Here is a 15,026-nt window from a genome sequence, read left to right on the forward strand (position 1 = left end):
CGTAGCGCGGCATTCCGCGCCCGGAACGGCCCCCCGGGGGTCGTCGTCACGCCGGCCACTGCACCGTCACGGGCTCGAGGTACTCCCGCACGCCCAGTTCGCCGCGCTCCCGCCCGATGCCACTGGACTTCCAGCCACCATTCGGCGCGTCCGGCCGCACACGGCCGCCGCCGTTGATCGTGACCGTGCCCGCCTCGAGCCGGGTCGCCACGCGCCGCGCCTCCTCGAAGTCGCCGAAGACGCTCGCGTGCAGCCCGTACTTCGTGCCGTTCGCGATGTCGATCGCGTCGTCGATCGTGTCGTACGTGAGGACGCTCGCGACGGGGCCGAAGACCTCCTCCTGGTTGATCCGGGCGGAGTTCGGCAGACCGCCGAGGAGGGTCGGGCGGACGAACCATCCACCCGGCTCGTCCGGCAGGTGGCCGCTCGCCACCACGGTTCCGCCGTCGGCCACGGCACCGTCGATGTAGCCGTGCACGCGCGCGCGGTGCTCGCGCGTGATGACGGGTCCGACGATCGTGCTCTCGTCCCAGGGGTCGCCCACCGGGACGCGGTCGTACACGGTGCGGCTGAGCTCCGCGAACTCCTCCAGCCGGTCGCTCGGCACGAGCAGCCGGGTGGGCGAGGCGCAGCCCTGACCGGCGTTGCGCAGGTACCGGTGGTGGAGCGCCGTCGTGAGCGCACCGAGGTCGGCCGAGGGGAGCAGGATCGCGGCCGTCTTCCCGCCGAGCTCCAGCACGACCTCGCGCAGGCCCGCCGCAGCGCCCGCCATGACGGCCTCGCCCGACGAGACGGATCCCGTGAAGGAGATCTTGGCGACGTCCTGCGAGGCGATCAGGGCCTTCGCGGTGTCGACGCCGCCGACGAGGACGCTCGCCGCGCGGGACGGGATCCCCGCCTCCTCGAGCAGCGACGCGAACAGGAGGCTCGACAGCGGAGCCAGGGGCGACCCGACCAGGACGAGGGGGCACCCGGCCGCGAGCGCACTCCCGAGCTTCATCGCATTGAAGAGGACCGGGTAGTTGTAGGCCGTGATCCCGGCCGCGACGCCGATCGGGCGGTACTCCACGATCGCGCGGCTCGCACCCGGGCCGTCGTTCGCGCCGAGGTCCTCGGTACGGTCGACGAGCGCGCGGTCGGCGAGCCAGTGCAGGATCTCGACGGGCGTCGAAATGTGCAGATCGCGCGCCGTGGAGATCGGGGTCCCGACCTCGTCGACGACGATCGACAGGAACTCGTCGCGGCGCTCGGTGATCAGGTCGGCGAGCGCGTGCAGGTAGGCCGCACGCTCCTCGGGCGCCCCGACCTCCCCGCGGCGCAGGGCATCCTTGCCGGCCGCCACGGCGCGTTCGACCTGGGCCGCCGACGCCGCCGAGATCTCGGCGATCTGCTCGCCGGTCGCGGGGTTCTCGACAGCGATCCGCTCACCCTGCCCCTCCTCGTAGTCCGCTCCGACTTTGAGCAGCGTCACCGGAGACGTCACTTCCACCGATCGCACGGTCATGGTCGATCACCTTTCCTTGGATCAGAGTTCGAGGACGGCACGGCCGAGGACCTTGCCGGCGCGCAGATCCTCGACGGCGCGGTTCACGTCCGAGAGCGAGTACCGGTCGGTGATCAGCGCGTCCAGGTCGAGCTCGCCGGCGAGGTACCAGTCGACGAACTGCGCGAAGTCGCGATCCGGTACCGCGGAACCGCCGAGGCAGCCGATGATGCGCTTCTGCCCGTTGAGCAACTCGTGCCCGGGGATCTCGATCGGACCCCGGATCACGCTGACGATCACGACCGATCCGCCCTGATGCGAGCCGGGCCGACCCGACCGCGCCGCCGCCAGGCTCTTGGCGATGTTGTCCGCGCGGCCGGTGCAGTCGATCGAGACGTCGACGCCGCGCTCCGTCTCGTCGACCCCCGCGATCTCGCGGACGCGCGCGACCGGGTCCTCCTCGCGGACGTTGATGAGATGCGTGGCGCCCATCCGTGCGGCCAGCGCCAGCTTCTCGTCGGCCACGTCGATCGCGATCACGACCGAGGCGCCGGCCCGGCGAGCGGCCGCGACCGAGACCAGGCCGACCCCGCCGACACCCCACACCGCGACGGACTGACCCGGGCGCACCTCCGCCGAGTTGACGACCGCGCCGCCGCCCGTCATGACGGCGCAGCCGATGATCGACGCCACCGCGGGCGGGATGTCGTGCTGCGCCTTGACGACGAACTGCTCGTCCACGACGCAGTGCGTGCCCCAGGTGAAGACGTTCCGCAGGGTGACGCTCTCCCCGTCCGGGAGCCCGACCGTCGTCGGCGTCGGCCGGCGCTCCGCCGACCGCGGGATCCACGTGACGAACACCCCGTCGCCGGGCTGGACGTGCGTCACGTCGGCCCCGACGGCCGTCACGCGCCCGTAGGCCTCGTGGCCGAGCAGCAGCGGCTTCGCCGGATCGGCGGCCGCGATGTGACCGAGCTGGCTGTGGCAGACGCCCGTCGCGCTGACCTCGACGACCACCTGGTGGGCGTCCGGGGCGGGCAGGACGATGTCGCGGACGACGAGGGGCCCACCTCCCGCGGGGAGGACCACCACAGATGCTTCGGTAGCCATTCTCGACCTTCCTCGGGTCTGAGCTCCGCCCGATGACCCTAATTATATATTATCTATTCAAAGCGGATCACGGCGCGCATGTTCTTGCCGGCCGCCGTGTCGGCGTACGCCTCGACGATCTGATCCAGCGGATACGTGCGCGTGACGAGGGAGTCCAGCTCGAGCCGCCCCTCGCGGTACATCTCGATCTGCATCGGGATGTCGGCGCGCGGGTTGCACATGCCGAACATCGAGCCCTGCAGCCGCTTCTGCATGTGCGAGAACTCGCGCGGGTTGACCGGGATCCCCCCGTCGTCGTGGGCCGGCGCCACCGAGGTGACGACGACCGTGCCCGCCTTCCGGATCGCGGACAGGGCGGCCGCCACGTGCTCGCCCCGGAGCACATCGACGCAGAGGATCGCATTGTCCGCCCCCTGGCCGTTCGTCCGTGAGCGCGCGAAGTCGGCCGCCTCGCCGATCGAGGCGAAGGCGTGCGTCGCACCGAGGGACAACGCGGTCTCGCGCTTGAACTCGACGGGGTCGACCGCGATCAGGGTGAGCGCGCCCGCGTGGGCGGCGCCCTGGATCGCGAAGCTGCCGATCCCGCCGGCGCCCATCACGATCGTCACGTCGCCGGGGCGTACCTCGGCGGCGTTGACCGCCGAGCCCCAGCCGGTGCCGACCGCACAGCCGAGGAGGCACATCTCCTCGAGCGGGAGGTCCGGATCCAGCTTGATGGCCGAGTCGATCGAGACGACCGTGCGCTCGGCGAAGGTGCCGAGCCCACAGATCTGGCCGACGTCGGTCCCGTCCTCGAGGTGGACGCGGTAGCCCCCGCCGTCGGCGAAGCGACTGCCCAGCATCAGGTACCGGCCGAGGTCGCAGAGGTTCGTCATCCCGCGCGAGCACCAGCGGCAGCGGCCGCAGCTGGGGATGAAGGAGAACACGACGTGGTCCCCGACCTCCCAGCCCGGCGTGCCGGGGCCGACCGCCTCGACGACGCCCGCGCCCTCGTGGCCGCAGATGAAGGGGTACCGACCGGCGATCGAGTCGCCGGTCTGGAAGTGATCGTCCGATCGGCAGAGCCCGGCAGCGACCATCCGCACGAGGAGCTCGCCGGGTCCCGGCGGGTCGAGGAGGACGTCCATGATCTCGAAGGCCCCGGGGGATCCCGTCAATACGGCCGCTCGAGTGGCGATCGCCTCCGACACCGGTGCCGGGCTCATCGCGCGGCCTCCAGCGACGTGCAGGCGGCGTACTCCTCGTCGGTGACGTACCCGCCCCACTCGGCGTCGGGATGCTCGTCGTCACCACCGAGGAAGATCGCGAAGTGGGACATCGCGGTGTCGGGCGCGGCGCCGTGCCAGTGCCATTCGCCGGGCGGCGTGTAGACGAGGTCGCCGGTGCGCACCTCGATCGGGGCCTCGCCTCGGCTCTGCACGAAGCCGCGACCCTCGGTGATGTAGAGGAGCTGTCCGTGCACGTGGGTGTGCCAGGAGATGCGCGCCCCGGGGGTGAACCGGACGAGGCTCATCCGCACCGGGAGCTGCCCCTCGCCGCGCGTCAGGACGTCGATCCAGACGTCCCCGGTGAACTTCTCGGGAATGCCCTTGTTGGTGGGGGCGTGCGGGATGACGTGCAAGAGATGTCCAATCGTTGGGATTCGGTGGGTCTGCCCGGGGAGCATGCGCTCCCCGGGCAGACCCCGGCGTCCGGATCGGTCGCCTTAGAACTCCGGCGTGAAGGTGCTCATGTTGTCCTTCGTGAAGATCGGCAGGTTGGTCAGCGATCCGAGTGCCGGCGGGATGTCGGAGATGAACCGCTGGGGCGCCTTGCCGTCCTGCGCCGCCTTGATCGAGTCGACCATGTACTGACCGGTCTCACGCGGGAACAGGGGGCTGGTGAACTGGATCGCCCCCGCCGCGATCTGATCGAACGTGTACTTCGCACCGCCGCTGTCGGCGATCGTGATGCCGGTGCGGCCCAGGGCGTTGATGGCCTCGATCGCGCCGCGGGTCATGTCGGGCGAGTACGTCGACAGGACGACGTTGATGTCCGGGTGCGCCGTCAGGTAGTCGAGCACCTTCTGGTAGGTGTCCGGCGTGGTGAAGTCGGTGTACAGCCGGTCGGCGATCACGAAGTCGGGATGCGCCGGGATGAACTCCTTGTCGAGGATCGTGTTCGTCGTTTGCGAGACGGTGATCACCTGCGGGCCCATGAGGATGACGGCCTTCTGCGGGCCGGGGTTCATCTTGACCGCGACGTCGAGCCACGAGCGGATGTACTGCGCGGTCACACCGGTGCCGCCGACCCAGTTCAGGGTTCCGGGCTGCCAGAGGTTGTCGCCCTCGGCCTGCGAGCGGTCGCACAGCTGCGTGGCGCCGATCGAGACGAGGATGTTGGCCTGCGGCAGCGTCTGCGAGAACGCCGTGCACGTGAGCGCACCGTCGACGGGGATGGCAAGCACCGCGTCATAGCGGCCGCTCGTTGCGATCGTCTGGATCTGGTTGAGCTGCTTCTGCACGTCGAAGCCGGGGTTCAGGACGTCGAGCGTCCAGCCGTACGACTTCGCGGCGTCCTGAGCTCCCTGGACGACGTTCTGCTCCCACTCGTTGGAGGTGTCGTTCATGAGGAGCGCCAGCCGCAGCGGACCCTTGTTCAGGTTGATCGGGGTGCCGGTGCCGACATCGACCGCGACCGTGCCGCCGTCGCCGCTCGATCCGCTGCCGCTCGCCCCGGCGCAGCCGGCGAGCAGCAGCGCAGTGCTGAGCGCGACTGCAAGGGTGAGCTTCTTCTTCGTCGAAGTTCTCATCTTCTTTCTTCCTGCCTGTTTGATGTGTACTGCGGACGTCCGCACGGTGCCGTGCGGTCTTTCCAGGGACCGGGGTGGGGTCCCGAGGGCTCGCGATGGGCGCCGTCAGCGCTCTCGGAGCTGGTCGTTGAGGTCGAACACGTTGTCGCTCGTCTCCCGGAACATCCCCGCGACGCGGGGGTCGTGGCCCGCGACGACGGTCGTGCCGTCCCGGCGGTCGAGCTCGCGCAGGCGGTCGTATCCGCCGTAGAGCTCGCCGAGATCGACGAAGAGGTTGTACGGGCGGTCCAGGTCGATCTCGTCGTAGTAGTGGGCGGCGTCGGACGCGAGGATGATCGTCCCCGCCGTGCCCTGGATCTCGACGATCAGCTGGCCGGGCGTGTGCCCGCCGACGCGCTCGACGCGGATGCCGGGCGCGACCTCCGCCTCGTCCTCGACGAGGGTCAGCCGGCCCGCCTCCTTCAGCCGCGTCACGATGGCCGTCTCGATCGGGTCGACGATGATCTGCATGAGCTCGCGCGCACCGTAGGGGCCGGTCCAGTACTCGTACTCCGCGCGCGCCATCGTGACCTGCGCGTTCGGGAAGAGCTCGATATTCCCCACGTGGTCGTAGTGCATGTGGGTGACGATGACCTCGTCCACGTCCTCCGGCGCGACGCCGAGCACGGCCAGCAGCTCCACCGGATCCTGCAGCTGGTGACGGCCCTTCGCGGCGGCGCGGGCCTTGTCGAACCCGCAGTCGACGAGCACGATGCGCTCTTCGTTGCGGACGAGCCAGAAGGAGTAGTCCATGTACAGGTCGTCGTCGAACTGCTCGGCGTACATCGCCTCGCGGTGGAACTCGTGGTCGCGCTGCGCCTGACGCGTGTAATAGCGGAGCGCGTAGACCTCGTAGCCCGGCTGGGTCGTCGTCATCGTCGAACCCCTCTCGTCCGTGTCGTGATCAGCTGTTCAGGTAGCCGGCATCCACCGGCAGCGCCACGCCCGTGACGTACCGCCCGGTGTCGGACACGAGCCAGGAGATCGCGTGCGAGACGTCGATCTCGTCGATCACCTCGACCGGCAGAGCGTTGCGGGAGGTCGGCGCACCGCCGACCGACGCGTGGTAGGCGGCCATGCCCGGGTTGTCGACCATGGGGGTCGCGATGCCGGTGGGGTGGACCGAGTTCACCCGGATGCGGTGCGGCGCGAGGAGGTTCGCGTAGGACTGCATGAGGCCGACGACCCCGTGCTTGGAGGCGACGTAGCCGAGCGAGCCCCAGTGGTCGGTCGCGGTGCCCTGGATGCCGAGCACCGAGCTGATGAGGACGATCGATCCGCCGCGCCCCTGCTCGATGAGCCGCGGCATCGTGGCCCGCACGGTGTTGAACGTGCCGGTCAGGTTGATGTCGAGCGCGAGGTGCCACAGTCGCTCGTCCTGCGTGCCGGTCATCGGCGCGATGCCGGCGTTCGCGATCACGATGTCGATCGAGCCGAACGTGTCGACGGCGGTGGTCGCTGCGGCCTCGAGCGAGGCGAGATCGCGGGTGTCCGCGAGGGCGCTGATCGCCTTCCCGCCCACGGCCTCCACCTGCGCGACGGTCTCCGCGAGCTCCTCGGCCGTGCCCAGCGAGTACGGGAGCGGCTCGACGTCGTGACCGATGTCGGTCACGACGATCGACGCGCCCTGGCGGGCCAGCGCGACCGCGTGGCTGCGGCCCTGCGCGCGCGCTCCGCCCGTGATGAAGGCGACCTTGCCCTCGAGGCTCGTGACGTCCGACTGCGTCCCGCTCATGCGCGGGCCTCCTCTCGTTGCGCGCTGACAGCGCTCGTGTGGACCACCGATTCCGCCCAGCCGTGGACGCGGGCCCACATCGTCTCGCGGGTCGTGGCGAAGTTGTGCATGTGCGCGGCGCCGCGGCAGCGGAAGAGCGTGACGTCGTCGGACATCTCGTACGCGGCCGGCTCCAGATCGAGCTCCATGATGGTGTCGAGCTCGCCGACGCCCACGAAGACCGGCGTCGTGATGCTCGCGGCCTCGGACGCGATCGATCCCGGCGACATCATCGTCATCGCCGCGGGCGGGATCGTGGCGCTCGCCCACTCGGGCAGCGGGGCGTTGCGCGTCGGGTAGTTCGCCATGTCCATCGCCACGATGTCGGCGGGGACGTCGTCGAGGTGGAAGCCGGGCGCGCACAGCGGCCAGCCCTTCTCGTCGAACGCCATCTCCGGCATCGCGGCCTGGAACACGTCCGCCGTCAGCTCGGCGACGTTCGTGCCCCGCGGCAGGTACACGCGGCGTCCCGTGGCGAGGCCGGGAGGCGCCCAGATCATGGTGTGGCGGGCGGAGAACCCGAGCACCACGATCGCGTCGAACGGGTGGAGCTGCCCCTGGGTCAGCACGGTGAGCGACCCGCCCAGGGAGTGGCCGAAGCCGATCGTCCGCGGGTCGGTGACCGGGTCGACGCCGTCGGCGAGGGTGCCGTTCGCGAGCCGGCCGAGCAGTTCGCGGACGACGTGGTCGTTGGATGCCGCGAGCTTCTCGTAGCTGAGCCGACCGGGCTCCGCCGGCTTCGTACTGTCCCCCGTGTTCAGCGTGTCGATCCCGATGAAGATCCAGCCGCGCGCCGCGTGCCAGCCGGCCTGGCCGGAACCCGAGGATCCTGGCATGTCGAACGTGAAGTACCGGCGGTTGTAGCCTCCACCGGGGAGCGCGAAGCACACGATCGGCTGCTCGGGGATCACGTCCGGAAGCACGACCGTGGCGGCCATCGTGAGCGGCTCGCCGATGCTCACGGCGTCCGTGACGTCGACCTCGACCTCGACGGTGCGCATGCTCATGCCTCCGCGTTCACGGGCACGAGATGGGTGCCGGCCAGCCGGTCCATCACGAGTGCGGCGTTGTTGACTTCGGCGCCCGGGCCCTGGTCGTTGATGCAGAGCTGGTAGAACTCCTTCGCGAGCGCGCCGAAGAACATCGGCACGCCGGAGTGGTCGCCCAGCTGCGTGGCGAGGCGGGCGTCTTTGTGCAGCAGTTCGAGCGTGAAGCCCGAGGTGAGCTTGCCGCTCAGGACGTGCGAGCGCACGAACGTCTCGAGGTAGAAGTTGCGACCCGAGCTGGCGAGCAGGATGTCGAGGGCACGCTCCCCGTCGACGCCATTCTTCTGCGCCAGCGCCAGCGCCTCGAGGCTGACGGCGCGGTGCACGGCGGAGAGGAGGTTGTTGGCGAGCTTGATGACGTGTCCGCAGCCGACGTCGCCGGCGTGGAACACGTTCGGGCTGATGACGGTGAGGATCGGCTGCAGGCGGGCGAAGACCTCGTCGGGCGCCCCCACCATGATCGCGATCGTGCCTGCGTCGGCGCCCATCGGACCGCCGCTCACGGGCGCGTCGACGAGGACGCATCCGCGCTCCGCGACCTCGGCGGCCATGGCCCGCGTCTGGGCCGGGTCGCCCGTCGTCTGGTCGACGATCAACGTGCCGGGCTGGGCGCCGGCGAGGACGCCCTCGGCGTCGAAGAGCGCGGACCGCACGTGCGCGGAGGTCGGCAGACAGAGGAAGACGATGTCGGATGCCGCTGCGACCGCAGCCGCGCTCGGGGCCGCCGTCGCGCCCAGCTCGACGAGTGCGTCGATCGTCGCGGCCGACCGGTCGTACACGGTGAGGGTGTGCTCCCGCTGTAGCCTCCGGGCCAGCCGGCCCCCCATGTTGCCAAGGCCTACGTAGCCGACAGTGGTCACCATGTGATCTCGCTCCTTTGCGCGATGGGCAGTTTCAATACTATATATTATTTCTCTTTTGAGCAATGGCTCGGGAGAGTTTTCAGGCCGAGTGGAAGATCTCCGGCAGCCGCTGCCACCACTCGCCTTCGCTCCGGGTGGGGAGCGCGTTCTGCATCGGGGCACAGAGGTCGGTCCACTCCTGCATCCGCGGCAGGAGGAGCAGCCGTTCGAGGTCCGCCGCGAGGTTCTCCCCCGCGTACTCCCACGTGGAGAAGAGGAGCATCGCCGGCTCGTACACGTAGATGGTGTAGTTCCGGATGCCGACCGACGCCAATCCGTCGAGGACCTCCGGCCACGCGTTCCGGTGGAGCTCACGGTACTCCGAGAGCCGCTCGGGCTTGATCCCGATGACGTGACCCATCCGCTGCATGTCAGTCCTCGGACGGCGTCGAGGACTGCTGCTCGGCCCGCACCTCGGCGAAGACCCGGCTTGCGACGACCATCGCCCGGCGGGCGGACGGGACGCCGACATAGCCCATGAGGTGCAGGATGACCTCGACGATCTCGTCCTCGGTGAAGCCGTGGCGGAGGAGGAACCGCAGGTGCAGGGCGAGCGCGTCGGTCTGGTTCGTCGCGATGTCCGCCGCCACCGTGATGAGCGAGCGCGTCTTCAGGTCCAGCCCGGGGCGCGCCCAGAGCATGCCGAAGATGTAGTCCTGCGTGAGGTCGCCGAACTTCTGCATGATCGGGTCGTCGTCGTACGTCGTCCGGTCGAGCTCGTCGGTCGCGTCGGGCCCGAGCAGCTCCCGCCGCATCGCCCGTCCGCGCGCCCGCAGTTCGGCATCATCCATCGTGCACTCCTTCTCTCGTTCTGAGATCTCGATCGGCTCGAACCGTGCGTCCGGTCCCGAGACTGCCCGGGCGACGACGCGCGTCTGGGTTGCGGTGGTGCTCACGCGGGCTCAGCCGATCGACTGGTACTCGAGGAACTCCTCGATGCCGTACACGCCGTTCTCCCGCCCGAGGCCGGACAGCTTGAACCCGCCGTGGGGCGCGCGCGGGTTGATCGGGGATCCGTTGATGCGGACGCGGCCCGTGCGGAGTCGCTTCGCCACGGTCCGGGCGTGGTCGTCGTCGCCCGCCCACACGGCCCCCGCCAGCCCGTACTTGGAGTCGTTGGCGATGCGCACGGCGTCCTCCTCGTCGCGGAACGGGATGATCGTCACGACCGGGCCGAAGATCTCCTCCTGCGCGATCGTCAGGTCGTTGGATCCCGTGAACACGGTCGGGCGCACGTAGTACCCGCGGTCGAGTCCGTCCGGAGCCTCGTCGCCGCCCGTCAGCAGGCGCGCGCCCTCGTTGATCCCGGACCGGATGAGCGAGCGCACACGCACGTGCTGGTCGTGGGTCGCCACGGGGCCCAGGGTCGTGCCGGCGTCATAAGGATCGCCGATGACGTACGACTGGGCGACGGCGACGGCCGCGTCCTCGGCCTCCCGCAGGCGGCTAGCGGGCACGAGCACGCGCGTGAGGCCGCCGCACACCTGCCCCGAGTTGCGGAACGCATCCTTCACGCCCGTGGTGACGGCGAGATCCAGGTCCGCGCCGTCGAGGATGACGTTCGCGGACTTGCCGCCGAGCTCCAGCGAGACCCGCTTGATGCCCTGCGACGCGACTTCCATGACCCGCCGTCCGGCGCGCACCGACCCGGTCAGCGACACGACGTCGATGCCGCCGTGCGCGACGAGCGCCTCGCCGACCACCGGACCGGTGCCGGAGACGAGGTTGATGACGCCCGCCGGGAAGCCCGCCTCGATCGCCGCCTCGGCGAAGAGGAAGGAGCTCAGCGGCGCGATCTCGGTGCCCTTGAGCACGACCGTGCAGCCGGCCGCGGTGGCCGCCCCGACCTTCATGGCGATCATGAGCAGCGGGACGTTCCACGGCGTGATCGCGCCCACGACACCGGCCGGCGCGCGGTGCACGAGCGTGTCGTCGATGCGCTGGTCGAACTCGACCTCGCGCAGAGCGGCGACCGTATTCCGGAGGTGTGCGATGGGGGCCGCGGTCTGGTGGATCGCCGCGAGAGTGATCGGTTCGCCGATCTCGCCCACCATCGTGCGCGTCAGCTCGTCGCTGCGCTCCTCGAGGATGTCGGCGAGGCGGAGGAGAAGGGTCGCGCGCTCCTCGACGGACGTCTGGGACCACCCGTCGAACGCGGCGCGCGCCGCGTCGACCGCACGATCGACGTCCGCGGAGCCGCCCGCGGGGATGCGCGCGATCTCCTCCTCCGTCGCGGGGTTGACCACCCCGATGGTCTCGGCGTTCGTCGACGGCACCCATTCGTTGCCGATCATGATGCTCTCGCGCTTCATCTGCTGCTCTCCGGTTCCGTGTGTCTGTGTGCTCGTGTCGAACGCGTGCTGGTGGGTGTCGGTCAGGCCCGTCGGGAGCGGGCGAGCGAGTCGACCGCGACCGCGATCAGGAGGATCGCTCCCTGGATGAGGAGCTGCGTCGAGGTGTCGAGCGCGAGCGAGGCGAAGACGTTGCTGATCGTGCCCCAGATGAGGATGCCGATCACGGTCCGCCACATCGCGCCCTCGCCGCCGAGCAGCGATGTGCCGCCGATGATGACGATCGCGATCGCGTCGAGTGTGACGGTGGCCCCGATGTTCGCCTGACCGACGCCGGTCTGCGAGGCGACGATCATGCCGGCCACGGCCGCGGCGCCACCGGTCATGCAGAACGTGCTGATGCGGACGAGGTCGACGCGCATGCCCGCGAGGCGGGCCGCCTCCAGGTTGCCGCCGACGGCGTAGACCGAGCGGCCGTAGGGCGTCCGCGCCAGGACCACGCCCAGGATGATGACGAGGATGACCAGCACCCAGATCGAGTTCCAGACACCGAAGGTCTTGCCGCCGCCGAGGGCCCGGAAGTCCGGGGCCGTGCTGACGATCGGACGTGCCGCCGAATAGAGATAGGTGAGGCCCGCGAACAGGGACGCCGTCGCGAGGGTCGCGATGAACGTGTTCACCTTGAGCTTGGTGACCACCAGGCCGTTCACGACGCCCGCGAGAACGCCCACCACGAGCGTGATGAGGAAGGCGAGCGGCAGCGGCATCGAGTTCGACAGCGTCGCGTAGACGACGGAGGCGCCGGCGAACACGGCGGACGCCGAGAGGTCGAACTGGCCGGAGATGATCGCGTACGTCATCCCGACCGCGACGATGCCCGTCGGGGCGACCTGCATGATCAGGTTCGTGATGTTGTTGAAGGAGAAGAACCCGCTGTAGAGCGTGCTGGCGAGGATGACGAGGAGGATGAGGATCCACACCATCCCGTTACGCATGAAGAAGCCGCCCCACGAGCCGCCGCCTTTGAGTCGGCCGGCCAGCCCCCGGGATTCGACGACCTCCTGGGTGATCGTGTCGGTCACTGTCCCGCTTCCTTTCCTGCGTATTCGGGTTGTGCTGCCTCGGCACCTTCCTCGTAGACCCGGAAGGCGAGGTTCAGGATGCCCTCCGCGGTCACCGATCCGTCGGCGTTGTCGAGGGTGCCCATCGGAAGCCCCTCGGAGAGCACGGTGATGCGGTCCGAGACCGCGATGACCTCCTCCAGCTCCGAGGAGACGACGACGAGGCCGAGCGACTTCGCCGCCATCGCCTCGAGCGAGGTGAGGATCTCCGCCTTCGCGCCGACGTCGATGCCGCGCGTCGGCTCGTCCGCGAGCAGCACCCGCGGTGTCACGTGCTTCCACCGGGCGAGCAGCACCTTCTGCTGGTTGCCACCCGAGAGCGTCGAGGCGCGGTGCCGGAGCCGCGTCGGGGAGATCCCGAACGCCGCCGCGACCTCGCGCGTGGCCCGCTCCAGCGAGGAGGGCGTCACGAATCCGGCGCGGGTCGTGGAGCGGTAGCCGCTCAGCGCGATGTTGTCCATCACGCTCATGGTCATGACCAGGCCCTGGGTCTTCCGATCCTCGGGCACGAGCGCGATGCCATAGCGGAGCGCCCGCCGGACGCTGCGCGGCCAAGGGACCTCCTTGCCGTCGATCCACATCCGGCCCTTGGCCTTCGGGACCATCCCGGCCAGGGCGCGCAGCAGCGTCGTCCGGCCCGAGCCGACGAGGCCGCCGATGCCCACGACCTCGCCCGGGTAGACCTCGAGCGATACCCCGGTGATCGCACCGGGGACCGTCACGTCTGAGACCGCAAGCAGCGGCGGACCCTGACGGTCCGCGTGCGAGACCCGCCGCGGGATGGCGCCAGCCTCGGCATCCGCACCCAGCAGCCGCTCGGAGACCTCTTCGAGCCCGTGGTCGCCCAGCATCGCCGTGACGAGCGACTCCTTCGTGAACTCCGCGCGGCGGCCGTTGGCGGCGAGCCGGCCGTCGCGGAATACGGTCACCGTGTCCGCGATGTTCAGCACCTCGTCGAGGTTGTGGCTGACGAGCACCATCGTCACGCCCTGCGTGCGCAGCGTGCGCATCAGCGTGAAGAGGGCCGAGCGCTCCGCCTCGGCGAGCGACGCGGTCGGCTCGTCGAAGAGGATGACGCGGGCATCGCTCACGACCGCCCGCAGAATCTCGAGGATCTGCTGCTCGGCGACCGAGAGGTCCCGCGCGAGGACGCCCGGGGCAACGGGCGCGACCCCGACCCGCTTGCAGAGCGCGACGTAGCGCCGACGCATCTCCGACTCGCGCAGGAAGCCGCCGCGGCTCAGCGGGCCCGGGAGGTAGACGTTCGCGGGGGCGGTCAGGGCCGGCACGATCGTCAGCTCCTGGTAGATCGCGACGACGCCGGCGCGGCGGGCCGCGCGCGGGTCCCCGTACCGCGGCTCTTCGCCGAAGACCTCGACGCGCCCGCTCGTCGGCGCCGTCCGGCCGGCCAGCACACCGAGTGCGGTCGACTTGCCGGCGCCGTTCTCGCCGACGAGGGCGTGGATCTCGCCCTCGGGAAGGGCGAGCGAGACGCCCTTCAGCGCCCGGATCGCCCCGTAGGTCTTGACCAGGTCCGTGATGACGACCGCGTTGGCTCCCGTGGCGCTCATGAGTTCAACCACCCGGCGTCGACCGCGATCGCGGCTCCGGTCACCCATCGGGCGCGGTCGGAGGAGAGCCACTCGACCGCGTCGGAGATGTCCTCCGGGCTCATGAGGTCGACGGGCATCGCGTTGCGATGGGCGCCGGGGACCGTGAGGGACTCGTGGTAGGCCTCCAGGCTCGGCGTGAGGACCATCGGGGTGGCGACGCCGCTCGGGAGGATCGCGTTCACGCGGATGCTCTCCCCCGCGTACTGGTTCGCGTAGGCCCGCATCAGACCCATGAGCCCGTGCTTGGAGGCGATGTATCCGAGCGCCCCCTCCGACACCGTGCCGCCGGCGGCGAGGCTGAGGCCCGATCCGATGATCGTGACGGAGCCGCCACGACCGCCGGACTGGATCGCGGGGATCACGGCCTTGAGCGTGTTCTGGGTCCCGCTGAGGTTGACGTCGATCACGTCGCCCCAGGCGTCCGGGTGATCGTTCGTGGAGAGCGGGCAGATCCCGGCGTTGGCGATCACGATGTCGAGCCTGCCGAAGCGCTCGAGCGTCTGGGCGATCGCATCCGCGACCGCCGACGCGTCACGCGTGTCGGCGACGATCGCGAGCGGCTCGCGGCCGGCGGCGGTGACGAGGGCCACCGTCTCGTCCAGGTCCGCGCGCGTCGACATCGGGTAGGGGACCGACGCGATCTGCTCGCAGATGTCCAGGAGCACGACGTCGGCGCCCTCGGCGGCCAGCCGCACGGCATGACTGCGCCCCTGGCCACGCGCCGCGCCCGTCACCAGCGCGACTTTGCCGTTGAAAGCACCCACCGTTTCGCCCTCGCTTCTCTGCGTCGTCGATCTCGACGGCTGCCGCGGGACCCGGTGTCGTCACCCCCGGCGCCGGCTTCTCACGAGGAGCG

General features: G+C 70.1%; 15 protein-coding genes. All 15 read right to left on the reverse strand.

Features of this window, described 5'->3' with window-relative positions; translation table 11 throughout:
* Positions 1-46: 46 nt before the first annotated feature.
* The gene (locus tag ABCS02_RS11345) at positions 47-1,504 is read right to left on the reverse strand and encodes an aldehyde dehydrogenase family protein (RefSeq protein WP_345835743.1); all 1,458 of its coding nucleotides are present in this window, start codon (positions 1,502-1,504) and stop codon (positions 47-49) included.
* Positions 1,505-1,525: 21 nt separating this feature from the next.
* Complete coding sequence (locus ABCS02_RS11350; RefSeq protein WP_345835744.1) at positions 1,526-2,593, reverse strand: zinc-binding dehydrogenase; 1,068 nt, start codon at positions 2,591-2,593, stop codon at positions 1,526-1,528.
* Between the two features lie 53 nt (positions 2,594-2,646).
* Complete coding sequence (locus ABCS02_RS11355) at positions 2,647-3,798, reverse strand: NDMA-dependent alcohol dehydrogenase (protein ID WP_345835745.1); 1,152 nt, start codon at positions 3,796-3,798, stop codon at positions 2,647-2,649.
* Positions 3,795-4,214: a cupin domain-containing protein gene (locus ABCS02_RS11360; RefSeq protein WP_345835746.1), complete on the reverse strand. Its 420-nt coding sequence runs from the start codon at positions 4,212-4,214 to the stop codon at positions 3,795-3,797. Before ABCS02_RS11360 ends, ABCS02_RS11355 begins: the two co-directional genes overlap by 4 nt.
* 84 nt (positions 4,215-4,298) lie before the next feature.
* Entirely contained in the window at positions 4,299-5,384 is a 1,086-nt protein-coding gene (locus tag ABCS02_RS11365; RefSeq protein WP_345835747.1) for a sugar ABC transporter substrate-binding protein, read from the reverse strand.
* 105 nt (positions 5,385-5,489) lie between these two features.
* Positions 5,490-6,299: an N-acyl homoserine lactonase family protein gene (locus tag ABCS02_RS11370; protein WP_345835748.1), complete on the reverse strand. Its 810-nt coding sequence runs from the start codon at positions 6,297-6,299 to the stop codon at positions 5,490-5,492.
* Between the two features lie 28 nt (positions 6,300-6,327).
* A complete protein-coding gene (locus ABCS02_RS11375; protein ID WP_345835749.1) occupies positions 6,328-7,158 on the reverse strand; it encodes a mycofactocin-coupled SDR family oxidoreductase in 831 nt (276 codons plus the stop codon).
* Entirely contained in the window at positions 7,155-8,204 is a 1,050-nt protein-coding gene (locus ABCS02_RS11380) for an alpha/beta hydrolase (protein ID WP_345835750.1), read from the reverse strand. Before ABCS02_RS11380 ends, ABCS02_RS11375 begins: the two co-directional genes overlap by 4 nt.
* Positions 8,201-9,268 (reverse strand): NAD(P)-dependent oxidoreductase, encoded by a 1,068-nt coding sequence (locus ABCS02_RS11385; protein ID WP_345835751.1) that lies wholly within the window; start codon positions 9,266-9,268, stop codon positions 8,201-8,203. The genes ABCS02_RS11380 and ABCS02_RS11385 overlap by 4 nt, the downstream gene beginning before the upstream one ends.
* Positions 9,186-9,515, reverse strand: a complete 330-nt coding sequence (locus ABCS02_RS11390) for an L-rhamnose mutarotase (RefSeq protein WP_345835752.1) — start codon at positions 9,513-9,515, stop codon at positions 9,186-9,188. The genes ABCS02_RS11385 and ABCS02_RS11390 overlap by 83 nt, the downstream gene beginning before the upstream one ends.
* 1 nt (position 9,516) lies before the next feature.
* Positions 9,517-9,936, reverse strand: coding sequence for a carboxymuconolactone decarboxylase family protein (locus ABCS02_RS11395; protein ID WP_345835753.1), 420 nt, complete (start codon positions 9,934-9,936; stop codon positions 9,517-9,519).
* 111 nt (positions 9,937-10,047) lie between these two features.
* Complete coding sequence (locus ABCS02_RS11400) at positions 10,048-11,457, reverse strand: aldehyde dehydrogenase family protein (protein WP_345835754.1); 1,410 nt, start codon at positions 11,455-11,457, stop codon at positions 10,048-10,050.
* A gap of 62 nt (positions 11,458-11,519) precedes the next feature.
* Entirely contained in the window at positions 11,520-12,518 is a 999-nt protein-coding gene (locus ABCS02_RS11405) for an ABC transporter permease (RefSeq protein WP_345835755.1), read from the reverse strand.
* Positions 12,515-14,128 (reverse strand): sugar ABC transporter ATP-binding protein, encoded by a 1,614-nt coding sequence (locus ABCS02_RS11410; RefSeq protein WP_345835756.1) that lies wholly within the window; start codon positions 14,126-14,128, stop codon positions 12,515-12,517. The genes ABCS02_RS11405 and ABCS02_RS11410 overlap by 4 nt, the downstream gene beginning before the upstream one ends.
* On the reverse strand, positions 14,125-14,934 hold the full coding sequence (locus ABCS02_RS11415; protein ID WP_345835757.1) for a mycofactocin-coupled SDR family oxidoreductase: 810 nt from the start codon (positions 14,932-14,934) through the stop codon (positions 14,125-14,127). The genes ABCS02_RS11410 and ABCS02_RS11415 overlap by 4 nt, the downstream gene beginning before the upstream one ends.
* Positions 14,935-15,026: the final 92 nt, after the last annotated feature.

The sequence above is a fragment of the Microbacterium sp. X-17 genome, from assembly GCF_039615055.1.

What these genes read in the sequence shown, in the direction of transcription:
- ABCS02_RS11365 (WP_345835747.1), bottom strand. Translation starts at nt 5,384, where the DNA reads ATGAGAACTTCGACGAAGAAGAAGCTCACCCTTGCAGTCGCGCTCAGC.
- ABCS02_RS11390 (WP_345835752.1), bottom strand. Translation starts at nt 9,515, where the DNA reads ATGCAGCGGATGGGTCACGTCATCGGGATCAAGCCCGAGCGGCTCTCG.
- ABCS02_RS11400 (WP_345835754.1), bottom strand. Translation starts at nt 11,457, where the DNA reads ATGAAGCGCGAGAGCATCATGATCGGCAACGAATGGGTGCCGTCGACG.
- ABCS02_RS11395 (WP_345835753.1), bottom strand. Translation starts at nt 9,936, where the DNA reads ATGGATGATGCCGAACTGCGGGCGCGCGGACGGGCGATGCGGCGGGAG.
- ABCS02_RS11370 (WP_345835748.1), bottom strand. Translation starts at nt 6,299, where the DNA reads ATGACGACGACCCAGCCGGGCTACGAGGTCTACGCGCTCCGCTATTAC.
- ABCS02_RS11355 (WP_345835745.1), bottom strand. Translation starts at nt 3,798, where the DNA reads ATGAGCCCGGCACCGGTGTCGGAGGCGATCGCCACTCGAGCGGCCGTA.
- ABCS02_RS11410 (WP_345835756.1), bottom strand. Translation starts at nt 14,128, where the DNA reads ATGAGCGCCACGGGAGCCAACGCGGTCGTCATCACGGACCTGGTCAAG.
- ABCS02_RS11350 (WP_345835744.1), bottom strand. Translation starts at nt 2,593, where the DNA reads ATGGCTACCGAAGCATCTGTGGTGGTCCTCCCCGCGGGAGGTGGGCCC.
- ABCS02_RS11375 (WP_345835749.1), bottom strand. Translation starts at nt 7,158, where the DNA reads ATGAGCGGGACGCAGTCGGACGTCACGAGCCTCGAGGGCAAGGTCGCC.
- ABCS02_RS11345 (WP_345835743.1), bottom strand. Translation starts at nt 1,504, where the DNA reads ATGACCGTGCGATCGGTGGAAGTGACGTCTCCGGTGACGCTGCTCAAA.
- ABCS02_RS11380 (WP_345835750.1), bottom strand. Translation starts at nt 8,204, where the DNA reads ATGAGCATGCGCACCGTCGAGGTCGAGGTCGACGTCACGGACGCCGTG.